The 14,961-nt window shown below is 74.1% G+C and carries 16 protein-coding genes; 6 read left to right on the top strand and 10 right to left on the bottom strand.

Annotated features, from left to right (window positions below):
• Positions 1 to 13 precede the first annotated feature (13 nt).
• Positions 14 to 649, bottom strand: a complete 636-nt coding sequence (locus Q0994_RS02850) for a DNA-3-methyladenine glycosylase I (RefSeq protein WP_299528374.1) — start codon at positions 647 to 649, stop codon at positions 14 to 16.
• Positions 646 to 1,026: a DivIVA domain-containing protein gene (locus Q0994_RS02845; RefSeq protein WP_299528372.1), complete on the bottom strand. Its 381-nt coding sequence runs from the start codon at positions 1,024 to 1,026 to the stop codon at positions 646 to 648. The genes Q0994_RS02850 and Q0994_RS02845 overlap by 4 nt, the downstream gene beginning before the upstream one ends.
• 186 nt (positions 1,027 to 1,212) lie before the next feature.
• On the opposite strand from Q0994_RS02845, the gene folP reads away from it, so the two are divergent.
• Positions 1,213 to 2,085 (top strand): dihydropteroate synthase, encoded by an 873-nt coding sequence (gene folP, locus Q0994_RS02840; protein ID WP_299528370.1) that lies wholly within the window; start codon positions 1,213 to 1,215, stop codon positions 2,083 to 2,085.
• Between the two features lie 58 nt (positions 2,086 to 2,143).
• On the opposite strand, the gene Q0994_RS02835 is transcribed toward folP, so the two are convergent.
• Positions 2,144 to 2,929 (bottom strand): TIGR00730 family Rossman fold protein, encoded by a 786-nt coding sequence (locus tag Q0994_RS02835; protein ID WP_299528368.1) that lies wholly within the window; start codon positions 2,927 to 2,929, stop codon positions 2,144 to 2,146.
• 83 nt (positions 2,930 to 3,012) lie between these two features.
• On the bottom strand, positions 3,013 to 4,092 hold the full coding sequence (gene dapE / locus Q0994_RS02830; RefSeq protein ID WP_299528365.1) for a succinyl-diaminopimelate desuccinylase: 1,080 nt from the start codon (positions 4,090 to 4,092) through the stop codon (positions 3,013 to 3,015).
• A gap of 61 nt (positions 4,093 to 4,153) precedes the next feature.
• On the opposite strand from dapE, the gene Q0994_RS02825 reads away from it, so the two are divergent.
• Both Q0994_RS02825 and Q0994_RS02820 read left to right on the top strand, forming a co-directional pair.
• Complete coding sequence (locus tag Q0994_RS02825) at positions 4,154 to 5,110, top strand: hypothetical protein (protein WP_299528363.1); 957 nt, start codon at positions 4,154 to 4,156, stop codon at positions 5,108 to 5,110.
• A 300-nt stretch (positions 5,111 to 5,410) separates the two neighbouring features.
• Complete coding sequence (locus Q0994_RS02820) at positions 5,411 to 5,815, top strand: ATP-binding protein (protein ID WP_299528361.1); 405 nt, start codon at positions 5,411 to 5,413, stop codon at positions 5,813 to 5,815.
• A gap of 126 nt (positions 5,816 to 5,941) precedes the next feature.
• Here Q0994_RS02820 and Q0994_RS02815 read toward each other — a convergent pair whose 3' ends face one another.
• On the bottom strand, positions 5,942 to 6,613 hold the full coding sequence (locus Q0994_RS02815; RefSeq protein WP_299528359.1) for a DUF4097 family beta strand repeat-containing protein: 672 nt from the start codon (positions 6,611 to 6,613) through the stop codon (positions 5,942 to 5,944).
• A gap of 264 nt (positions 6,614 to 6,877) precedes the next feature.
• Here Q0994_RS02815 and Q0994_RS02810 point away from each other — a divergent pair, with 264 nt between their 5' ends.
• On the top strand, positions 6,878 to 7,636 hold the full coding sequence (locus tag Q0994_RS02810; RefSeq protein ID WP_299528357.1) for a helix-turn-helix domain-containing protein: 759 nt from the start codon (positions 6,878 to 6,880) through the stop codon (positions 7,634 to 7,636).
• A 148-nt stretch (positions 7,637 to 7,784) separates the two neighbouring features.
• Here the strand turns inward: Q0994_RS02810 and dapC are convergent, their stop codons facing one another.
• Together dapC and fdxA are read right to left on the bottom strand one after the other, a co-directional pair.
• Positions 7,785 to 8,879 (bottom strand): succinyldiaminopimelate transaminase, encoded by a 1,095-nt coding sequence (gene dapC / locus Q0994_RS02805; protein WP_299528355.1) that lies wholly within the window; start codon positions 8,877 to 8,879, stop codon positions 7,785 to 7,787.
• 119 nt (positions 8,880 to 8,998) lie between these two features.
• Entirely contained in the window at positions 8,999 to 9,319 is a 321-nt protein-coding gene (gene fdxA, locus Q0994_RS02800; RefSeq protein ID WP_014048159.1) for a ferredoxin, read from the bottom strand.
• Positions 9,320 to 9,436: 117 nt separating this feature from the next.
• Here fdxA and Q0994_RS02795 point away from each other — a divergent pair, with 117 nt between their 5' ends.
• Positions 9,437 to 10,447 carry a GNAT family N-acetyltransferase gene (locus Q0994_RS02795; protein WP_299529249.1) on the top strand — a complete coding sequence of 337 codons (1,011 nt, stop codon included), beginning with the start codon at positions 9,437 to 9,439 and terminating at the stop codon, positions 10,445 to 10,447.
• Between the two features lie 10 nt (positions 10,448 to 10,457).
• Positions 10,458 to 11,321 carry a transglutaminase-like domain-containing protein gene (locus tag Q0994_RS02790; protein ID WP_299528351.1) on the top strand — a complete coding sequence of 288 codons (864 nt, stop codon included), beginning with the start codon at positions 10,458 to 10,460 and terminating at the stop codon, positions 11,319 to 11,321.
• A gap of 60 nt (positions 11,322 to 11,381) precedes the next feature.
• Here the strand turns inward: Q0994_RS02790 and Q0994_RS02785 are convergent, their stop codons facing one another.
• The 3 genes from Q0994_RS02785 to Q0994_RS02775 all read right to left on the bottom strand — a co-directional run bounded on the left by Q0994_RS02785 (position 11,382) and on the right by Q0994_RS02775 (position 14,951).
• A complete protein-coding gene (locus tag Q0994_RS02785) occupies positions 11,382 to 12,245 on the bottom strand; it encodes a phosphate ABC transporter ATP-binding protein (RefSeq protein ID WP_299528349.1) in 864 nt (287 codons plus the stop codon).
• Between the two features lie 169 nt (positions 12,246 to 12,414).
• On the bottom strand, positions 12,415 to 13,353 hold the full coding sequence (locus tag Q0994_RS02780) for a sortase (protein ID WP_299528347.1): 939 nt from the start codon (positions 13,351 to 13,353) through the stop codon (positions 12,415 to 12,417).
• Positions 13,354 to 13,505: 152 nt separating this feature from the next.
• Entirely contained in the window at positions 13,506 to 14,951 is a 1,446-nt protein-coding gene (locus tag Q0994_RS02775) for a hypothetical protein (protein ID WP_299528345.1), read from the bottom strand.
• Positions 14,952 to 14,961 lie beyond the last annotated feature (10 nt).

The raw sequence follows: 14,961 nt of genomic DNA, 5'->3' as shown, positions 1-14,961 counted from the left end.
GGTCCACCGGGCATCAGACCTTCCGGTCTCCCCGGTCTTCCCGGGCTCCCTGGTCTTCCCGGGCTCCTCTGTCTCCCCGGGCGACGCAGTCGGCGAGGTGGTCGTCGACCAGCCCGCACGCCTGCATGAGGGCGTGGGCCGTGGTGGGTCCGACGAAGCGGATGGAGCGCTTCTTCAGCTCCTTGGCGAGCGCGGTGGACTCCGGAGTGACGGCCTGGACGTCGGTCAGCAGACGGGGCACCGGCCGGGTGGCGGGATCGGGGGCGTACGACCAGATCAGTTCGTCCAGCTCGCCGGGGGCCCAACCGGCCAGCACCTCGGCGTTGGCGAGCGTGGCGTCGATCTTGGCACGGTTGCGGATGATCCCCGGGTCGGCGAGGAGGCGCTCGCGGTCGGCGCCGGTGAACGCGGCCACCGCAGGGATGTGGAACTTCGCGAAGGCGGCGCGGAAGCCCTCGCGGCGCCGGAGGATCGTGAGCCAGGACAGCCCGGACTGGAACGCCTCCAGGCAGAGCCGTTCGAAGAGCGCGTCGTCGCCGTGGACGGGCCGCCCCCACTCGTCGTCGTGGTAGGCGAGGTAGTCCTCGGTGGACACGCCCCAGGGGCAGCGCGGGCGGCCGTCCGCCGCCGGTACGGTCCCGCCGCTCATCGTCCGTCCTCGTCGTGGCCGCTGGTCTCCGGATCGCCGGGACGCTTGAAGAGGTCCGGCCCGCCGGCCGCGGCGGCACGGGCGCCCGCGAGCTCCGACTCCAGCTCCGCGATCCGGGCGTCCCGCTCGGCGAGCTCGGCACCGACGCGGTCCAGCGCCTCGTCGACCTCGGACATGCGGTAGCCGCGGGCCGCCAGCGGGAGCCGCAGCGCCTCGATGTCCGCACGGCCCACCGGGCGGTGGGCGGGCAGCGGATCGACGAGATGTTCGGCGGGTGCGTCCGTCAGCACGGCGCGCTCCCCTCCGCCGACCACCGCGAGGGTGACCGCGGCGATCACCACGACCATCGTGAGCAGCAAGAACCAGAACACGCGCATCTCCCCGGGGCGGAAATCTGTCCGGCTCCGATCGTGCCATGCGGGACTGACGGTCGGGGCCCGCGGACGGTTAGGGTCTTCCGGTCGGGATCTTGTGGCCGCTCCCCGCGCGGGGCCGCACCCCCGGCCGCACCCGCGGGCGGCCCCACCACCGGCCACCGGCACCACCCGAGGAGGAGAGACGCGATGGACGGCGGAGCACTGAGGCTGGGGCGGCGGGAGTTCGGGCCGCACGAGCCGGTGATCATGGCGATCGTGAACCGTACCCCCGACTCGTTCTACGACCGGGGCGCGACGTTCCTGGACGAGCCGGCGCTCTCGCGGGTGGAGCGGGCGGTCGTCGAGGGCGCCGCGATCATCGACGTCGGCGGGGTGAAGGCGGGTCCGGGCGAGGAGGTCACCGCGGAGGAGGAGGCGCGCCGCACGGTGGGCTTCGTCGCCGAGGTGCGCCGCCGCCATCCGGACGTGGTGATCAGCGTGGACACCTGGCGGCACGACGTGGGCGAGGCGGTCTGCGAGGCGGGCGCCGACGTGCTGAACGACGCGTGGGGCGGGGTCGACCCGAAGCTGGCGGAGGTCGCGGCGCGGTACGGGGCCGGCCTGGTCTGCACCCACGCGGGCGGCGCGGAGCCGCGTACCCGGCCGCACCGGGTCGCCTACGACGACGTGATGGCGGACGTGCTGCGGGTGACGGTGGGGCTGGCGGAGCGGGCGGTGGCGCTCGGGGTCCGGCCGGACGGGATCATGATCGATCCGGGGCACGACTTCGGTAAGAACACCCGGCACTCGCTGGAGGCGACCCGCAGGCTCGGCGAGATGGAGGCGACCGGGTGGCCGGTGCTGGTGTCGCTCTCCAACAAGGACTTCGTCGGGGAGACGCTCGACCGGCCGGTGAAGGAGCGGCTCATCGGCACGCTGGCGACCACGGCGGTCTCGGCGTGGCTGGGCGCGCGCGTGTACCGGGTGCACGAGGTCGCGGAGACGCGGCAGGTGCTGGACATGGTGGCGTCGATCGCGGGCCACCGGCCGCCGGCGGTGGCGCGCCGGGGGCTGGCGTAGCCCCCGGCGGGTCCGGGCCGCGTCCCGGCCCCCGCCGTCGCCGTCGGACCGTGCGCGTCTAGCGGCCGACTTCCTTGGTGACGAGCATGACCGCCTCCTCGATGTCGTCGGTGACGTGGAAGAGGAGGAGGTCCTTCTCCGAGGCCTTGCCCTGGGCGATCACCGTGTCGCGGAGCCAGTCGACCAGGCCGCCCCAGTAGGCCGTGCCGAAGAGCACGATGGGGAAGCGGGTCACCTTGCCGGTCTGGACGAGGGTGAGCGCCTCGAAGAGTTCGTCGAGCGTGCCGAGACCACCGGGCAGCACCACGAAGCCCTGTGCGTACTTCACGAACATCGTCTTGCGGACGAAGAAGTAACGGAAGTTCACGCCGATGTCGACGTGCGGGTTGAGCCCCGACTCGAAGGGCAGCTCGATGCCGAGGCCGACGGAGACGCCGTTGGCTTCGCGCGCGCCCTTGTTCGCGGCCTCCATGGCGCCCGGCCCGCCGCCGGTGATCACGGCGAAGCCGGCCTCCACGAGGGCGCTGCCGATCCGCACCCCCGCCTCGTACTCGGGCGTGCCGGCCGGGGTGCGGGCCGAGCCGAAGACGCTGATCGCGCTCGGCAGCTCGGCCAGGGCGCCGAAGCCCTCGACGAACTCCGACTGGATGCGCATCACCCGCCAGGGGTCGGTGTGCACCCATTCGGAGTCGCCCTCGGTGTCCAGCAGCCGCTGATCGGTCGTGCCGGGCTGCACCTGCTCCCTGCGCCGGAGCACCGGTCCCATCCGCTGTTCCTCCGGCTTGACCGCGCCTTCGGGGATCTCCGCACCTTCGGGAATGCGCGCGTCCTCGGGGTTGCCCATGACCTGCTCCCTCCACCGACCTGCTGGTGACTCTCCGGGCCAGCGTAGATCCATGGAGGTTACGCGGGGAGTAACGCCGTGGGTCAGCTGGTGAGCCAGGAGCGCAGACGCTCCTCGCAGCGGACGATGCGGTCGGTCCGCACGTGCTCGTCGCGCTTGTGGGCGTACAGCGGGTCGCCGGGGCCGTAGTTGACCGCGGGGATGCCGAGCGCGCCGAAGCGGGCCACGTCGGTCCAGCCGAACTTGGGGTGGGCGGTGCCGCCGACCGCCTCCATGAACTCCTTGGCCGCGGGGTGGGAGAGCCCCGGCATGGCCGCGCCGGAGTGGTCGTCCACGACGAACTCCGCGACCCCGCAGCCGTCGAAGACCTCGTGCACGTGGGCGAGGGCCTGCTCCTCGCTGAGGTCGGGGGCGTAGCGGTAGTTCACGACGACCGTGCAGGCGTCGGGGATGACGTTGTTGGCGACGCCTCCCTCGATGCGCACGGCGTTGAGGCCCTCGCGGAATTCGAGGCCGTCGATGACCGGGCGGCGCGGCTCGTACGCGGCGAGCCTGGCCAGGATCGGCGCGGCGGCGTGGATGGCGTTGGAACCCATCCAGCTGCGCGCGGAGTGCGAGCGTTCGCCCTCGGTGTGCAGGAAGACCCGCAGGGTGCCCTGGCAGCCGCCCTCGACCTCGGCGTTGGAGGACTCCAGCAGGACGGCGAAGTCGCCCTCCAGCCAGTCCGGGTGCGCGTCGGCGATGTGGCCGAGACCGTTGAGGTGGGCGGCGACCTCCTCGTTGTCGTAGAAGACGAAGGTGAGGTCGCGGTTGGGCTCCGGCACGGTGGCCGCGATCCGGAGCTGGACGGCGACGCCGGACTTCATGTCGGAGGTCCCGCAGCCCCAGAGCACGCCGTTCTCGTCCAGCCGCGAGGGCAGGTTGCCGGCGATCGGCACGGTGTCGATGTGGCCGGCGAGCACGACCCGCTCGCCCTTGCCCCGGAAGGTGCGGGCGACGACGTTGTTCCCGAACCGCTCGACGGTCAGGTGGGGGAGGTCGCGCAGCGCCGTCTCGATGGCGTCGGCGAGCCCCTTCTCGTCCCCGCTCACGGACGGGTGATCGACGAGCCATGCGGTCAGCGCGGGGCCGTCGAGCGTGAGGTCAAGCGTGCTGTCGGTCATGCCCACGACCCTAGAGGACAAGGGTTTCGGAGCCGTCCGTGACCTCCAGTACGGTGGGCGCGTGCCTCGGAACACCGCCGTCCCCCGTCGCTCCGCCGGCCGCCGCCGCCTGGTCCGTGTCACGGCCGGCTGCGCGGTGCTCCTCGGCCTGGCCGGCTATGTCGCCGTGAGCTGCGTGCCCGGCGGCAAAGGGCTGTCCGGATGTGTCGTGCGGGCGGCCGGAGCGCCCGCCGACCGGAGCGCGGACGACGAGGGCGAGTCGTACACCCTGACCGCCGACCAGGCCGCCAACGCGGCGACGATCGCCGCCGTCGGGACCACCGGCCGGATGCCCGAGCGGGCGGTGACCATCGCCCTGGCGACCGCGCTGCAGGAGTCGGCGCTGCGCAACATCGACTACGGCGACCGCGACTCGCTCGGCCTGTTCCAGCAGCGGCCCTCGCAGGGGTGGGGCACCCCGGCGCAGATCCTCGACCCGGTGTACTCCGCCGGGAAGTTCTACGAGCACCTGGCCGAGGTGCCGGGCTATTCGCGGCTGCCGCTGACGGAGGCGGCGCAACGGGTGCAGCGCAGCGGGTTCCCGCAGGCGTACGCGAAGCACGAGCCGGACGCGACGCTGCTGGCGGCGGCGCTGACCGGCCGGTCGCGGGCGACGCTGGACTGCGCGCCCTCACAGGCGGCCGCGGCCGGCCCCGGCGACGCGGCGAAGGTCCGGGCCGAGCTGGTGCGGGACTTCGGCGACGGGGTGCTGCCGGCGACGGAGGCCGCCGGGCCGCCGGGCGGGGACACGGTGTCGGTGCCGGTCGCCCGGGTGCGGGAGAGCGGCGCGGACGCCGAGGGGGCGGACCGCAGGGGGTGGGAGCTGGCGCACTGGGCGGTCGCGCGGGCGGAGGCCCTGCGGATCGACCGGGTGGTCTTCGGGGACCGGGTGTGGAGGGCCGGGGAGGGCTGGCGCACGGAACGTGAAGAGGGTGCGGACACGTCCGGCTCCGAGGTCCGGATGCGGATCGCACAGTAGAACGGACGGGTCGCCCGTGGGGGTGATCCCCGGCGGACCGCGTCGGGGCGCCGGGACACCGCCCCCGATGACCTGCCGAACCCCTGATTTCCCTTACGGGGACTGGGAAGTGACGGTCCACCGGGTGACGCTCCGCCTTCCCCCGGGCGGCGGTCCGCCCGCTGTGGATTATCTGACGCATTGCCCACTCTTTACCGGCCCGCACCGCAACCTCCCCCGCCCCCGCCACGGTTGATCAGTCCGTCCGGAGCACCGGACAGGCAGGTTCCGATCCTGCCGAGACCCTGTCGAAGGAGCATCATGTCCCTCCCCCTGACCCGTCGGATCGCCCGTGCCGCGCTGCTGATCGCCGCGGGTACGGCCCCCGTGGTCGGCGCGGCCGGTGCCGCGGGTGCCGCGGGACTCCCGCAGACCACCGACCTGGGCGGCCTGACCCAGCTCGACGGCGCCTCCGCGCTCGGCTCCACCGCCGAGGCCACCGCCCAGGACGGCACCGAGGCCGTGCGGGAGACCGGCGGCAAGCTCGTCGGCACCGCCGTGCCGGTGGCCGCCAAGACCGTGGGCGAGGCGGGCGGCGTGGCCGGCCCCGAGGCCAAGGACACCCTGGGCAAGGCCGCGGGCGGCGCCACCGAGGTGCTGGGCGGGGCGGCCGACAGCGCGACGAAGGGCGGCAGCCTGGTCGGCGGGCTGCCGCTGGGCGGCTGACACGCGGCGGGACGACCGGCGCACGGTGCGCCGCCGACCGCCGCACGGACAGGGCGAGGGCCCCGGGACGTGTCCCGGGGCCCTCGCCCTGTCCCACCACCGGCCGCAGTGCCGGGCGCGGCCGGCTCAGAGGCTGCGGGCGGTGATGTCGCCGTGCGAGGTGGTGGCGCGGATGTGCAGCGCGGAGTCCGCCCCGTCGGCGTTCTTCAGCGCGTTGTCGACGCGCCCGTACCCGGTGCCGGCGTCCAGGGTGGCGGAGACCCCGCGGGTTGCGCCCACCTCGATGGAACCGGACTCGGTGCGCAGGACGACGGTGCCGCGCACCGCCTCGGCGATCCGGAGGTCGCCCTTCTGGGTGCTGATCTCGGCGGGCCCGCCGAGGCGGCCGACCGTCACGTCGCCCGCCTGGACGGTGAGCCGGGCGCTCTCCGCCTCGTCGAACTTGACCGAGCCGTGCGCGGCCTCGACGACCACGTCACCGAGGCGGCCGACGCCCCGGAACTCGGCGCTGGCGGCCTTCGCCTCGACCCGTGACCCGGCCGGGAGCTGGACCGTGATCTCGACCGATCCCGAGTCCCCGAGGATCCGGTTCTTCGCCGACGCGGCGCCGATCCGCAGGACGCCGTCGGAGTGGGCCACGGTGACCTGCTCCGCGGCCTTCACGTCGCGGCCCTTCGAGGGGTTCGCCGGCAGCACCTCGACCGTGGTGTCGGACCGGTCGGCGGCGATGAACCGGACGCGCCCCGCGGGGATGTCGAGGACGACGGAGACCTGGGCGGGGGTGTCGAACTTCTGCATCGTTCTCTCCTTCGTCGTTTTTTCTTTCTGACACCGGAAACGCTACGTTGCCTTCACGATCTCGGCAACGCACTTACAGGCTCTAACTGCCGTTATTGCAGGTCCGGTTCGAGAAATCGTTGCAACGCCATCGAAGCTAACGCAACAGCCGACCCCCGCATCCATTGCAATGGCATGGAAGTGAACGCTAGGGTGGCGACCCCCGCCCGCGCGGCGCACCGCGGCGGACCGGGACAACGGGAGAACGGCACGAGGGAGAACGTGATGCCGGGAGGCAGACTCACCCAGCAGGACCGTCGGCAGATCGCACTGGGCCTCGCGGACGGGCTGGCGTACGCCGAGATCGCCCGCCGGCTCGACCGCCCCACCTCGACCGTCACCCGCGAGGTGATGCGCAACGGCGGTCCCACCTCCTACCGGGCCGACCGGGCCCACCGCGCCACCGAGCACCGCGCCCGCCGCGCGCGGACCGCCCCGGGGGACCCGGAGGCGTACCCGCAGCCGCACGGACGCGACGCCGAGGCGGTCCGCGCGTACGAGGAGGTGTTCACCGCCGTCCTGACGGCCTCGGGCATGCCGAGGATGATGTCGCGGGTGATGACCTGCCTCTACACCACCGACGCGGGCAGCCTCACCGCGTCCGAACTCGTCCGGCGGCTCCGGGTCAGCCCGGCGTCCGTGTCGAAGGCCATCGCCTACCTGGACGAACAGGGCCTGGTCCGCCGGGAACGCGACACGAACCGCCGCGAGCGGTACGTGGTGGACGACGACGTCTGGTACCGGTCGATGATGGCCAGCGCCCGCTCCACCGCCCAACTGGCGGTGACGGCGCGGCAGGGCGTCGGCGTGCTGGGCTCGGACACCCCCGCCGGAAACCGGCTGGAGAACATCGCCCGCTTCGTCGACTTCGTCAACGAGAGCATCACCCGCGCCGCCGAACAGGCCCGCGACGTCCTGCACGCCAAGCCGGTACGCACGTCCGAGGGCACCGGTCCGGAGCCGCGGGACCCGGAGCTCGGCTAGCGCGCACGGCCGCGGCAGCCCGCACGGACGCCGCGTACGGCCGCGCCGGGCCACCCGCCGACGCCGCCTGCGGCTGCGGCGGCCCACCCGCACCCGGCGGGCGGACGCGCCGCCGGGCCGGGTCCCGCGGGGCCCGGCCCGGCCGGGGTCAGGACAGCCGCTTCACCGCGGCGACCACACGCTCGTCGGTGGCGGTGAACGCCACCCGCACGAAGTGCTCGCCCGCCGGGCCGTAGAAGTCGCCCGGCGCGACCAGGATGCCCAGCTCCGCCAGGTGGGCGACCGTGTCCCAGCAGGGCTCGTCGCGGGTCACCCACAGGTAGAGGCTGGCCTCGCTGTGCTCGACGCGGAAGCCGTGGCCCTCCAGCGCGGCGCGCAGCGCCAAGCGGCGGTCGGCGTACCGGACCCGCTGCTCCGCCACGTGCGCGTCGTCGCCGAGCGCGGCGACCGTCGCGGCCTGGACGGGCGCGGGCGTCATCATCCCGCCGTGCTTGCGGATCTCCAGCAGTTCACCGAGGACCGCCGCGTCGCCCGCGATGAACGCGGCCCGGTACCCGGCCAGGTTGGAGCGCTTGGAAAGCGAGTGGACGGCCACCACGCCCGCGTAGTCGCCCCCGCAAACGTCCGGGTGCAACACGGAGACGGGTTCGGCCTCCCAGCCGAGTTCCAGGTAGCACTCGTCGCTGAAGACGAGGACGCCGTGCGCGCGGGCCCAGGCGACGATCCGCGTCAGCTCGTCCTTCGGCAGCACCCGCCCGGTCGGATTGGACGGCGAGTTGAGCCAGAGCAGCTTGAGGCCCGCCGGGTCCAGCTCGGTCGGGTCGTCGTAGACCACCGGCTCCGCGCCGCAGAGCCGCGCGCCGACCTCGTACGTCGGGTAGGCGAGCCGGGGGTAGGCGACCTTGTCGCCGGCGCCGAGGCCGAGCTGGGTCGGCAGCCAGGCCACCAGCTCCTTGGAACCGACGACCGGCAGGACGTTGCGGTGCGTCACCCCGGTGGCGCCGAGGCGGCGTTCCACCCAGCCGGTGAGCGCGTCGCGCAGCGCCTCGGTGCCCCACACCGTCGGATAACCGGGGCTGTCCGCCGCGTCGACGAGCGCCTGCTGGACCAGCGCGGGCACCGGGTCGACCGGGGTGCCGACGGAGAGGTCCACGATGCCGTCCGGGTGGGCGGCGGCCGTGGCCTTGTAGGGGGCCAGCTTGTCCCACGGGAAGGCGGGGAGACGGGAGGAGACTGCGGACACGGATCTCTGCTTTCTCGTACGTGCGGCGGGCGCCGCCGGGCGCACGCACCGCCCGGAAACAGCACGGTCCCGTACGGGGCGAGCCGTACGGGACCGGGCGGCGCGCGTGGACCGGCCGCCTACTGGTTCTGGGGCGGCAGGGCGGCGACGAACGGGTGGTCGCGCTCGATCAGGCCGAGCTTGGAGGCGCCGCCGGGCGAGCCGAGGTCGTCGAAGAACTCGACGTTCGCCTTGTAGTAGTCCTTCCACTCCTCGGGAGTGTCGTCCTCGTAGAAGATGGCCTCGACGGGACAGACCGGCTCACAGGCGCCGCAGTCGACGCACTCGTCCGGGTGGATGTACAAGGACCGCTGGCCCTCGTAGATGCAGTCGACGGGGCACTCTTCGATGCAGGCCTTGTCCTTCACGTCGACACAAGGCTGCGCGATGACGTAGGTCACGCTGTCGTTCCTCCTCGGTAGGGCGTTGGCTCTCGCGCGGGAGCGCGGCGTCGATGATGCCCTCACCTAGTATCTCCGTTCTTGGGCACGATCCGAACAGGAGGGGCGGTGAAGGCGGTGGAATTCACCATGGGCGGACGGATGGAAGTCCGGATCAACCCGGCTGATCTGGGAAAAAGGGTGTCGGTCAGGCAACGTGTCGAGGAAGCCGAGAACATCGCCGCCGGACCGAAGTTCACCGACACGGTCGGAGTTCTCACATCGTGGGACGACGGTGTGCTCGGGATCACGCGCCGGGGCGGCGAGAGTGTCCGCATCGCGGAATCCTCGGTGGTCGCCGGCAAGGTGGTGCCCGCCGCCCCGGCCCGCAGGCGCGGTCCCGCGGCCTCCTTCCGCGAACTGGCCGAGGTCACCGCGCGGGCCTGGCAGCCGGTGGAGAGCGCCCCGCTCGGCGAGTGGCGGCTGCGGGCCGCCGGAGGCTTCACCCGGCGCGCCAACTCCGCCCTGCCGCTCGGCGATCCGGGTCTGCCGCTCCCCGACGCCCTGGACCTGGTGCGCCGCTGGTACGCGGAGCGCGGTCTGCCGGCGTACGTGCAGGCGGCGACCGGCGCGGCGGACGCCCAGGAGCGGTTGTGCGCGCTCCTGGAAGAGCACGGCTGGCGGCGGGAGGTCTCGGCCGAGGTGCGGATCGCCGCGCTGGCGCCCGTCGGTGACCTTCCGGCGGACGTCTCCGGGGTGCGGCTGAGCCGGACCCCCGACGACGCCTGGCTGGCGCGGTACCAGCGGACCGGCACGGCGGGCCGGGTCGAGCGGCAGGTGCTGGAGGCGGGCCCCTCGGTGTGGTTCGCGACGGTGCCGGGCGACCGGGGGGACGATCCGCCCGCCGCGATCGGACGGTGCGTCGTGGACGGGCGGTGGGCCGGTTTCATGGCGGTCGAGGTGGCCCCGGAGCACCGGCGGCGCGGACTGGCGACGGCCGTGATGACGGCCCTGTCCCGGCGGAGCCTGGAGGAGGGCGCCTCGGCCGCCTGGCTCCAGGTGGAGCAGGACAACACCGGCGCGCGCCGGCTGTACGACGGGATGGGCTTCGCCGCCCACCACGTGTACCACCACTTCCTGGCCGGCTGAGCGGGCCGCGATGACCACCCGTGATCCCGCCGGCGTCGAGCGGCGCCGGCTGTTCGCCGAGGAGGCCCGCGCCGAGCGGCCGGACCTCGCACGGCTCTGCCTGCTGCTCGGTGCGGAGGAGCCCGGCCCGGGACGGGACGGCTCCGGACCCGACCCCTACGGGATCGACGCGGCGGAGATCGAGCTGGACCGGCTGGCCGGGGAACTCCCCTACGGGACGCGGAGTCCCGGCGACTGGGCGGCGGCGCTGGCCGACCTGCTGGGCGGCCGGTACGGCTTCGGCGGCGCGGCCCCCGAGTACCGGCGGCTGGAGTCCTCGCTGCTCCAGGAGGTGCTGCGGCGCAGGCGCGGGCTGCCCATCCTGCTGTCCGTAGTGTGGATGGAGGTGGCGCGTCGGGCCGGCGCCCCGGTCCACGGGGTGGCGCTGCCGGGGCACTTCGTCGTCGCGTTCGGCGACGCGCACGACCGGGTGCTGGCCGATCCGTTCGCCGGGGGCGTGACCCTGTCCGGGCAGGACGCGAGGGCCCTGGTGGCCGGTGCGACCGGCTCCTGGCCCTCCGGTACGGAGCGGGCCTGGGAGCCGGCCCGGCCGCTGGAGGTCGTGTCGCGGGTGCTCACCAACATCCGGGTGTGGGCCGAGGCCCGTCCGGAGCGCTCGGACGTCTCGCTGTGGGCGCTGGACCTGTCGCTGCTGCTGCCCTCGCACCCGGCCCGGCTGCGGTTCGAGCGGGCCCGGGTGCTGGTGCGCAGGGGCGACTACCTGGCGGGGGCGCGGGCGATGGAGGAGTACGCGGACGTGGTGGCGGGTGTGGAGCCGGCGTCCGCCGAGCTGATCCGCGGCGAGGCCCGCGCGGCCCGCTCGCTGCTCAACTGAGGCCGGCCCGGCGGCCGGACCGCGCCCCGCACCCCCCGGGCCCCGCACCCCGCGGTCCGCTCAGCCGAAGCGCCCGTTGACGTAGTCCGCCGTGCGGGGGTCGCGGGGCGCGGTGAACATGGCGCCGGTGTCGCCGTGTTCGACGATGACGCCGGGCGTGCCCTGGGACGCGAGGAAGAACGCGCAGGTGTCGGAGACGCGGGCGGCCTGCTGCATGTTGTGGGTGACGATGACGATGGTCACTTCGGACTTCAGCTCCGCAACGGTCTCCTCGATGCGCCGGGTCGACGTCGGGTCGAGCGCGGAGCAGGGCTCGTCCATCAGCAGCACGCGCGGGCGCACCGCGAGCGAGCGGGCGATGCACAGGCGCTGCTGCTGCCCGCCGGAGAGCGCGCCGCCGGGCTGCCGCAGCCGGTCCTTGACCTCCCGCCAGAGCCCCGCCTTGGTGAGGCACTCCTCCACGAGGTCGTCCCGTGCGTCACGGCCGGCCTTGATGGCGTTCAGCTTGAGGCCGGCGAGGACGTTGTCGTACAGCGACATGGCGGGGAACGGGTTCGGCTTCTGGAAGACCATGCCGATGTTGCGGCGGGCCCGGGTGATCCGGCGGCCCCGGTCGTAGACGTCCTCGCCGTCGAGCAGCACCCGGCCGGCCAGCGAGGCGGAGCCGATCAGTTCGTGCATCCGGTTGAGGATGCGCAGGAAGGTGGACTTCCCGCACCCGGAAGGTCCGATCAGGGCGGTGACCTGGCGGGCGGGCATGGTCAGCGAGACCCGGTCCAGGACCTTGTGGTCGCCGAACCAGGCGGAGATCTCCTCGGCCTCCAGCGTGGCGGGGCCGGGACCCCGGATCACGCGCGGCTGGACGAGGGTGTCGGTGAAGGCGTCGCGGTCGGGGGCCGCGCCGGTCGTGTCGATGGCGGTCATGGTGACTCCTGGTCGTTCGGTCGTTCGGTGGGCGGTCCGGAGGGGTGGGGCGGGGGTGTGGGTACGGGGGGCGGGTGCGGGTCGGGCGGGACCCTTCGTGGACCCGTCCTGGACCCGTCGTGGGTCCGTCGCGGGCCCGTCGTAGGCCCGTCACGGGTCCGTCGCCGGGTCAGAGCAGGTTGGGCAGCAGGGCGGTCACGGCTCCCGCGTCCGCGAGACCGAGGGCGGCCAGCAGGGGGACGGCGCAGATCCAGGTCTGCCAGCGGCCCCAGACGCGGTGGGCCCAGACGGTCAGCAGCGCGGCCAGCAGCAGGCCCTGCGTCCACAGGAACACCTGGAGCCAGGCGCCCTCCTCGCCCGCGAGGGGCTTCTCGGCTCCGGAGATCCATCCGGTGCGCAGCGGGCGCGGCGGGTTGGGCTGGACCGGGGTGACGAGTTCGGCGTCGACCCGCAGGACGCCGGACGGCGTGTACGGGGCGCCGGTCGCCGTCATCAGGGTGAGCCGGCCCTCCCCCGCGGCGAGCGCGGGTGGCAGCTTCTCGCCCGCCCTGCGGATGCCGGTGACCCGGTACACCGCCTTGCCCTGGCCCGTCATCACCTCGATCGCGGCGCCGGGCGGCAGGTCGTGGAGGTGGCCGAAGGGGCTGCCGTACGCCCACTGGCGGCCCATCAGGATCGAGGTCCCCGCCTGGCCCGGCAGCGGGGTGTCGCGGCGGTGGCCGGGACCCGACATGAGGACGGTCGAGGTGGTCCCCTCGGCGACGACCTCCTCGACGCCGAGCACCGGGATACGCAGCAGCGCGAGGGGCGCACCGAGCCCGACGGCCTTGCCGTCGAAGGTCTGCTGCCCCACCGGCGCGGTACCCAGGGCCAGTTGCTCCCGCAGGGTGTCGTGCGCGACCTGCTGGTCCCGGGCGTGCTGGAGGTGGCCGGCGACCGTGAGGTTGGCGGCGAAGCCGAACAGCACGGCGGCGAGCACGCACAGCACGGTCCCGGCCAGCGCGAACCCGGCGCGCGCGGGGGGCGCCGGCTCGCGCGGCACGGCCGGTGAGGTCTGCTTCTCGTCGGGCGGGGCGGCCGGAGGCGGCGCGGACACGGTCACGGACACGGTGGGTGCACTCCTGGTGGGCGGGCGGATCGGGTGGGGGTGTGAGCCCCTTACGGGCTCCGGTGCCGCCGGGCGCGACGGGCTCGCGGGCACCCGGACGGCCCCGGCCCGGGTCCGCGGCACTGGCGGACCCGGGCCTGCGGCGGACCGGCTCAGTGCCGGGCGGACGCGAAGCTGAGCAGTCCCTTGCGGCGGACGTGGATCACCAGGACGGCGCCCGCGGCGATCAGGGCAAGCCCGCCGAGGGCGGCCGTGCCGAGCCGCGCGCCGGTGGACGCCAGCGTGCCGGAACCGGAGCCCGAGCCGGAGTCGGTGCCCGGGCCGCCGGCGTCCGATCCGCCGGAGCCGCCGTCCGCGCCCTGGCCGGCCCCGCCGTCGGCACCGCCCGAGGTGTCGCCGGTGCCGGCGGTGTCGCTCGGGTCGCCGTCCGGGTCGGTGGGCGCGTCCGTCGGGTCGCCGCCCGTGGTGAAGAGGAACGCGACGCTGTGCCCGTCGGCCGCCTCCTCGCCGAGGGTCAGGGTGTGCGCGCCGTCCTCGACGTCGTCGGGCACGGTGAACGCGTACTCCTTCACGGTGCCTTCGGCGTCCGCGGTGGCGTCGGCGAAGGTGGTTCCGCCGTCGAGGTCGACCTTGACCACGGCCGCGGCCGTGAAGCCGCGCGCGGTGATCTTCACGGCGTCTCCGGGCTCCAGCACGGGGTCCGCGTCGAGCGCGTTGCCCTCGGCGTCGGTGACGTCGAGGTCCTCGGACTCACCGGGGGCGGGGGTGGTCGGGGGCGGGGTGGTGGGGGTCTCCACCGCGGTGATCTCGATGAAGCCGTCCTTCTGGGACGCGGCGTACCTCTGCGGATCCGTGGGCGTGAACGCCAGCCGTACGTACGAGGGGCCGGCCTGCGACGGAGCGGTCAGCGCGAACTCCGCCGTGCCGCCGGACACGTCCGCCTGTCCGATCTCCGTGTACTCGGCGTTCTCGCTCGCCGCGGTGGAGAGGGTGACCTTCCCGGCGGCGCCCTCGGGTGCCACCGTGGCGACGAGCGTGTACGGCTTCCCCGCCCGGACCGGATCGGGGGCGGTGGACAGCGTGATGCCGGTGGCCTGCTGCTCCAGCACCGACCAGGAGTCGCCCTCCACCTTGATGAGGGTGGTGAAGGCGGGGGCGTCGGCCGTGCCCAGACCGCAGTTGAGTCCGATGGTGTAGACGCCGTCGGTGTTCCCGTCGGGGACGGCCTGGGCGAGCCGCTGCCCCAGCGACTGGTAGACCACCGCGGGGACCCCCTTGACCAGGTCGTCCGAGAAGGGCCCGGTGACGCTCGGCGGGGACTTCAGCTTGGCGAGGATCAGGCCCGTGCCGGTGCCGGGGTCGACCAGGGTCAGGGTGGAGGAGAGCGAGTCCGCCGGGCACGGGCCGTCCGTCTCGGCGTGCGTGGCGAACAGCGGGTCGTCGGTCTTCCCGCTCGTCGGGGTGAGCGTGAGCGATCCGATGGTGGTGTACGCGTGCGCCTGCGCGGCGAGGGCGAGCACGGTGGCGAGCGCGGCGAACAGCAGCGCGCAGCAGGTCAGCAGCGCCACGGGCGGTCTCAGTGGTGCGAGGCGGTTCATGGGTTTCCCC

Origin of the sequence: uncultured Streptomyces sp. (assembly GCF_947488945.1) — a bacterium.
Lineage (GTDB): Bacteria > Actinomycetota > Actinomycetes > Streptomycetales > Streptomycetaceae > Streptomyces.
This window is presented reverse-complemented; position numbering and strand designations above follow the sequence as displayed.

Coding starts and splice junctions, on each gene's coding strand:
- Q0994_RS02850 (WP_299528374.1), bottom strand. CDS start 649: ATGAGCGGCGGGACCGTACCGGCGGCGGACGGCCGCCCGCGCTGCCCC.
- Q0994_RS02790 (WP_299528351.1), top strand. CDS start 10,458: ATGACCACCCGTGATCCCGCCGGCGTCGAGCGGCGCCGGCTGTTCGCC.
- Q0994_RS02835 (WP_299528368.1), bottom strand. CDS start 2,929: ATGGGCAACCCCGAGGACGCGCGCATTCCCGAAGGTGCGGAGATCCCC.
- Q0994_RS02820 (WP_299528361.1), top strand. CDS start 5,411: ATGTCCCTCCCCCTGACCCGTCGGATCGCCCGTGCCGCGCTGCTGATC.
- dapE (WP_299528365.1), bottom strand. CDS start 4,092: ATGACCGACAGCACGCTTGACCTCACGCTCGACGGCCCCGCGCTGACC.
- Q0994_RS02810 (WP_299528357.1), top strand. CDS start 6,878: ATGCCGGGAGGCAGACTCACCCAGCAGGACCGTCGGCAGATCGCACTG.
- Q0994_RS02775 (WP_299528345.1), bottom strand. CDS start 14,951: ATGAACCGCCTCGCACCACTGAGACCGCCCGTGGCGCTGCTGACCTGC.
- folP (WP_299528370.1), top strand. CDS start 1,213: ATGGACGGCGGAGCACTGAGGCTGGGGCGGCGGGAGTTCGGGCCGCAC.
- Q0994_RS02815 (WP_299528359.1), bottom strand. CDS start 6,613: ATGCAGAAGTTCGACACCCCCGCCCAGGTCTCCGTCGTCCTCGACATC.
- Q0994_RS02845 (WP_299528372.1), bottom strand. CDS start 1,026: ATGCGCGTGTTCTGGTTCTTGCTGCTCACGATGGTCGTGGTGATCGCC.
- Q0994_RS02785 (WP_299528349.1), bottom strand. CDS start 12,245: ATGACCGCCATCGACACGACCGGCGCGGCCCCCGACCGCGACGCCTTC.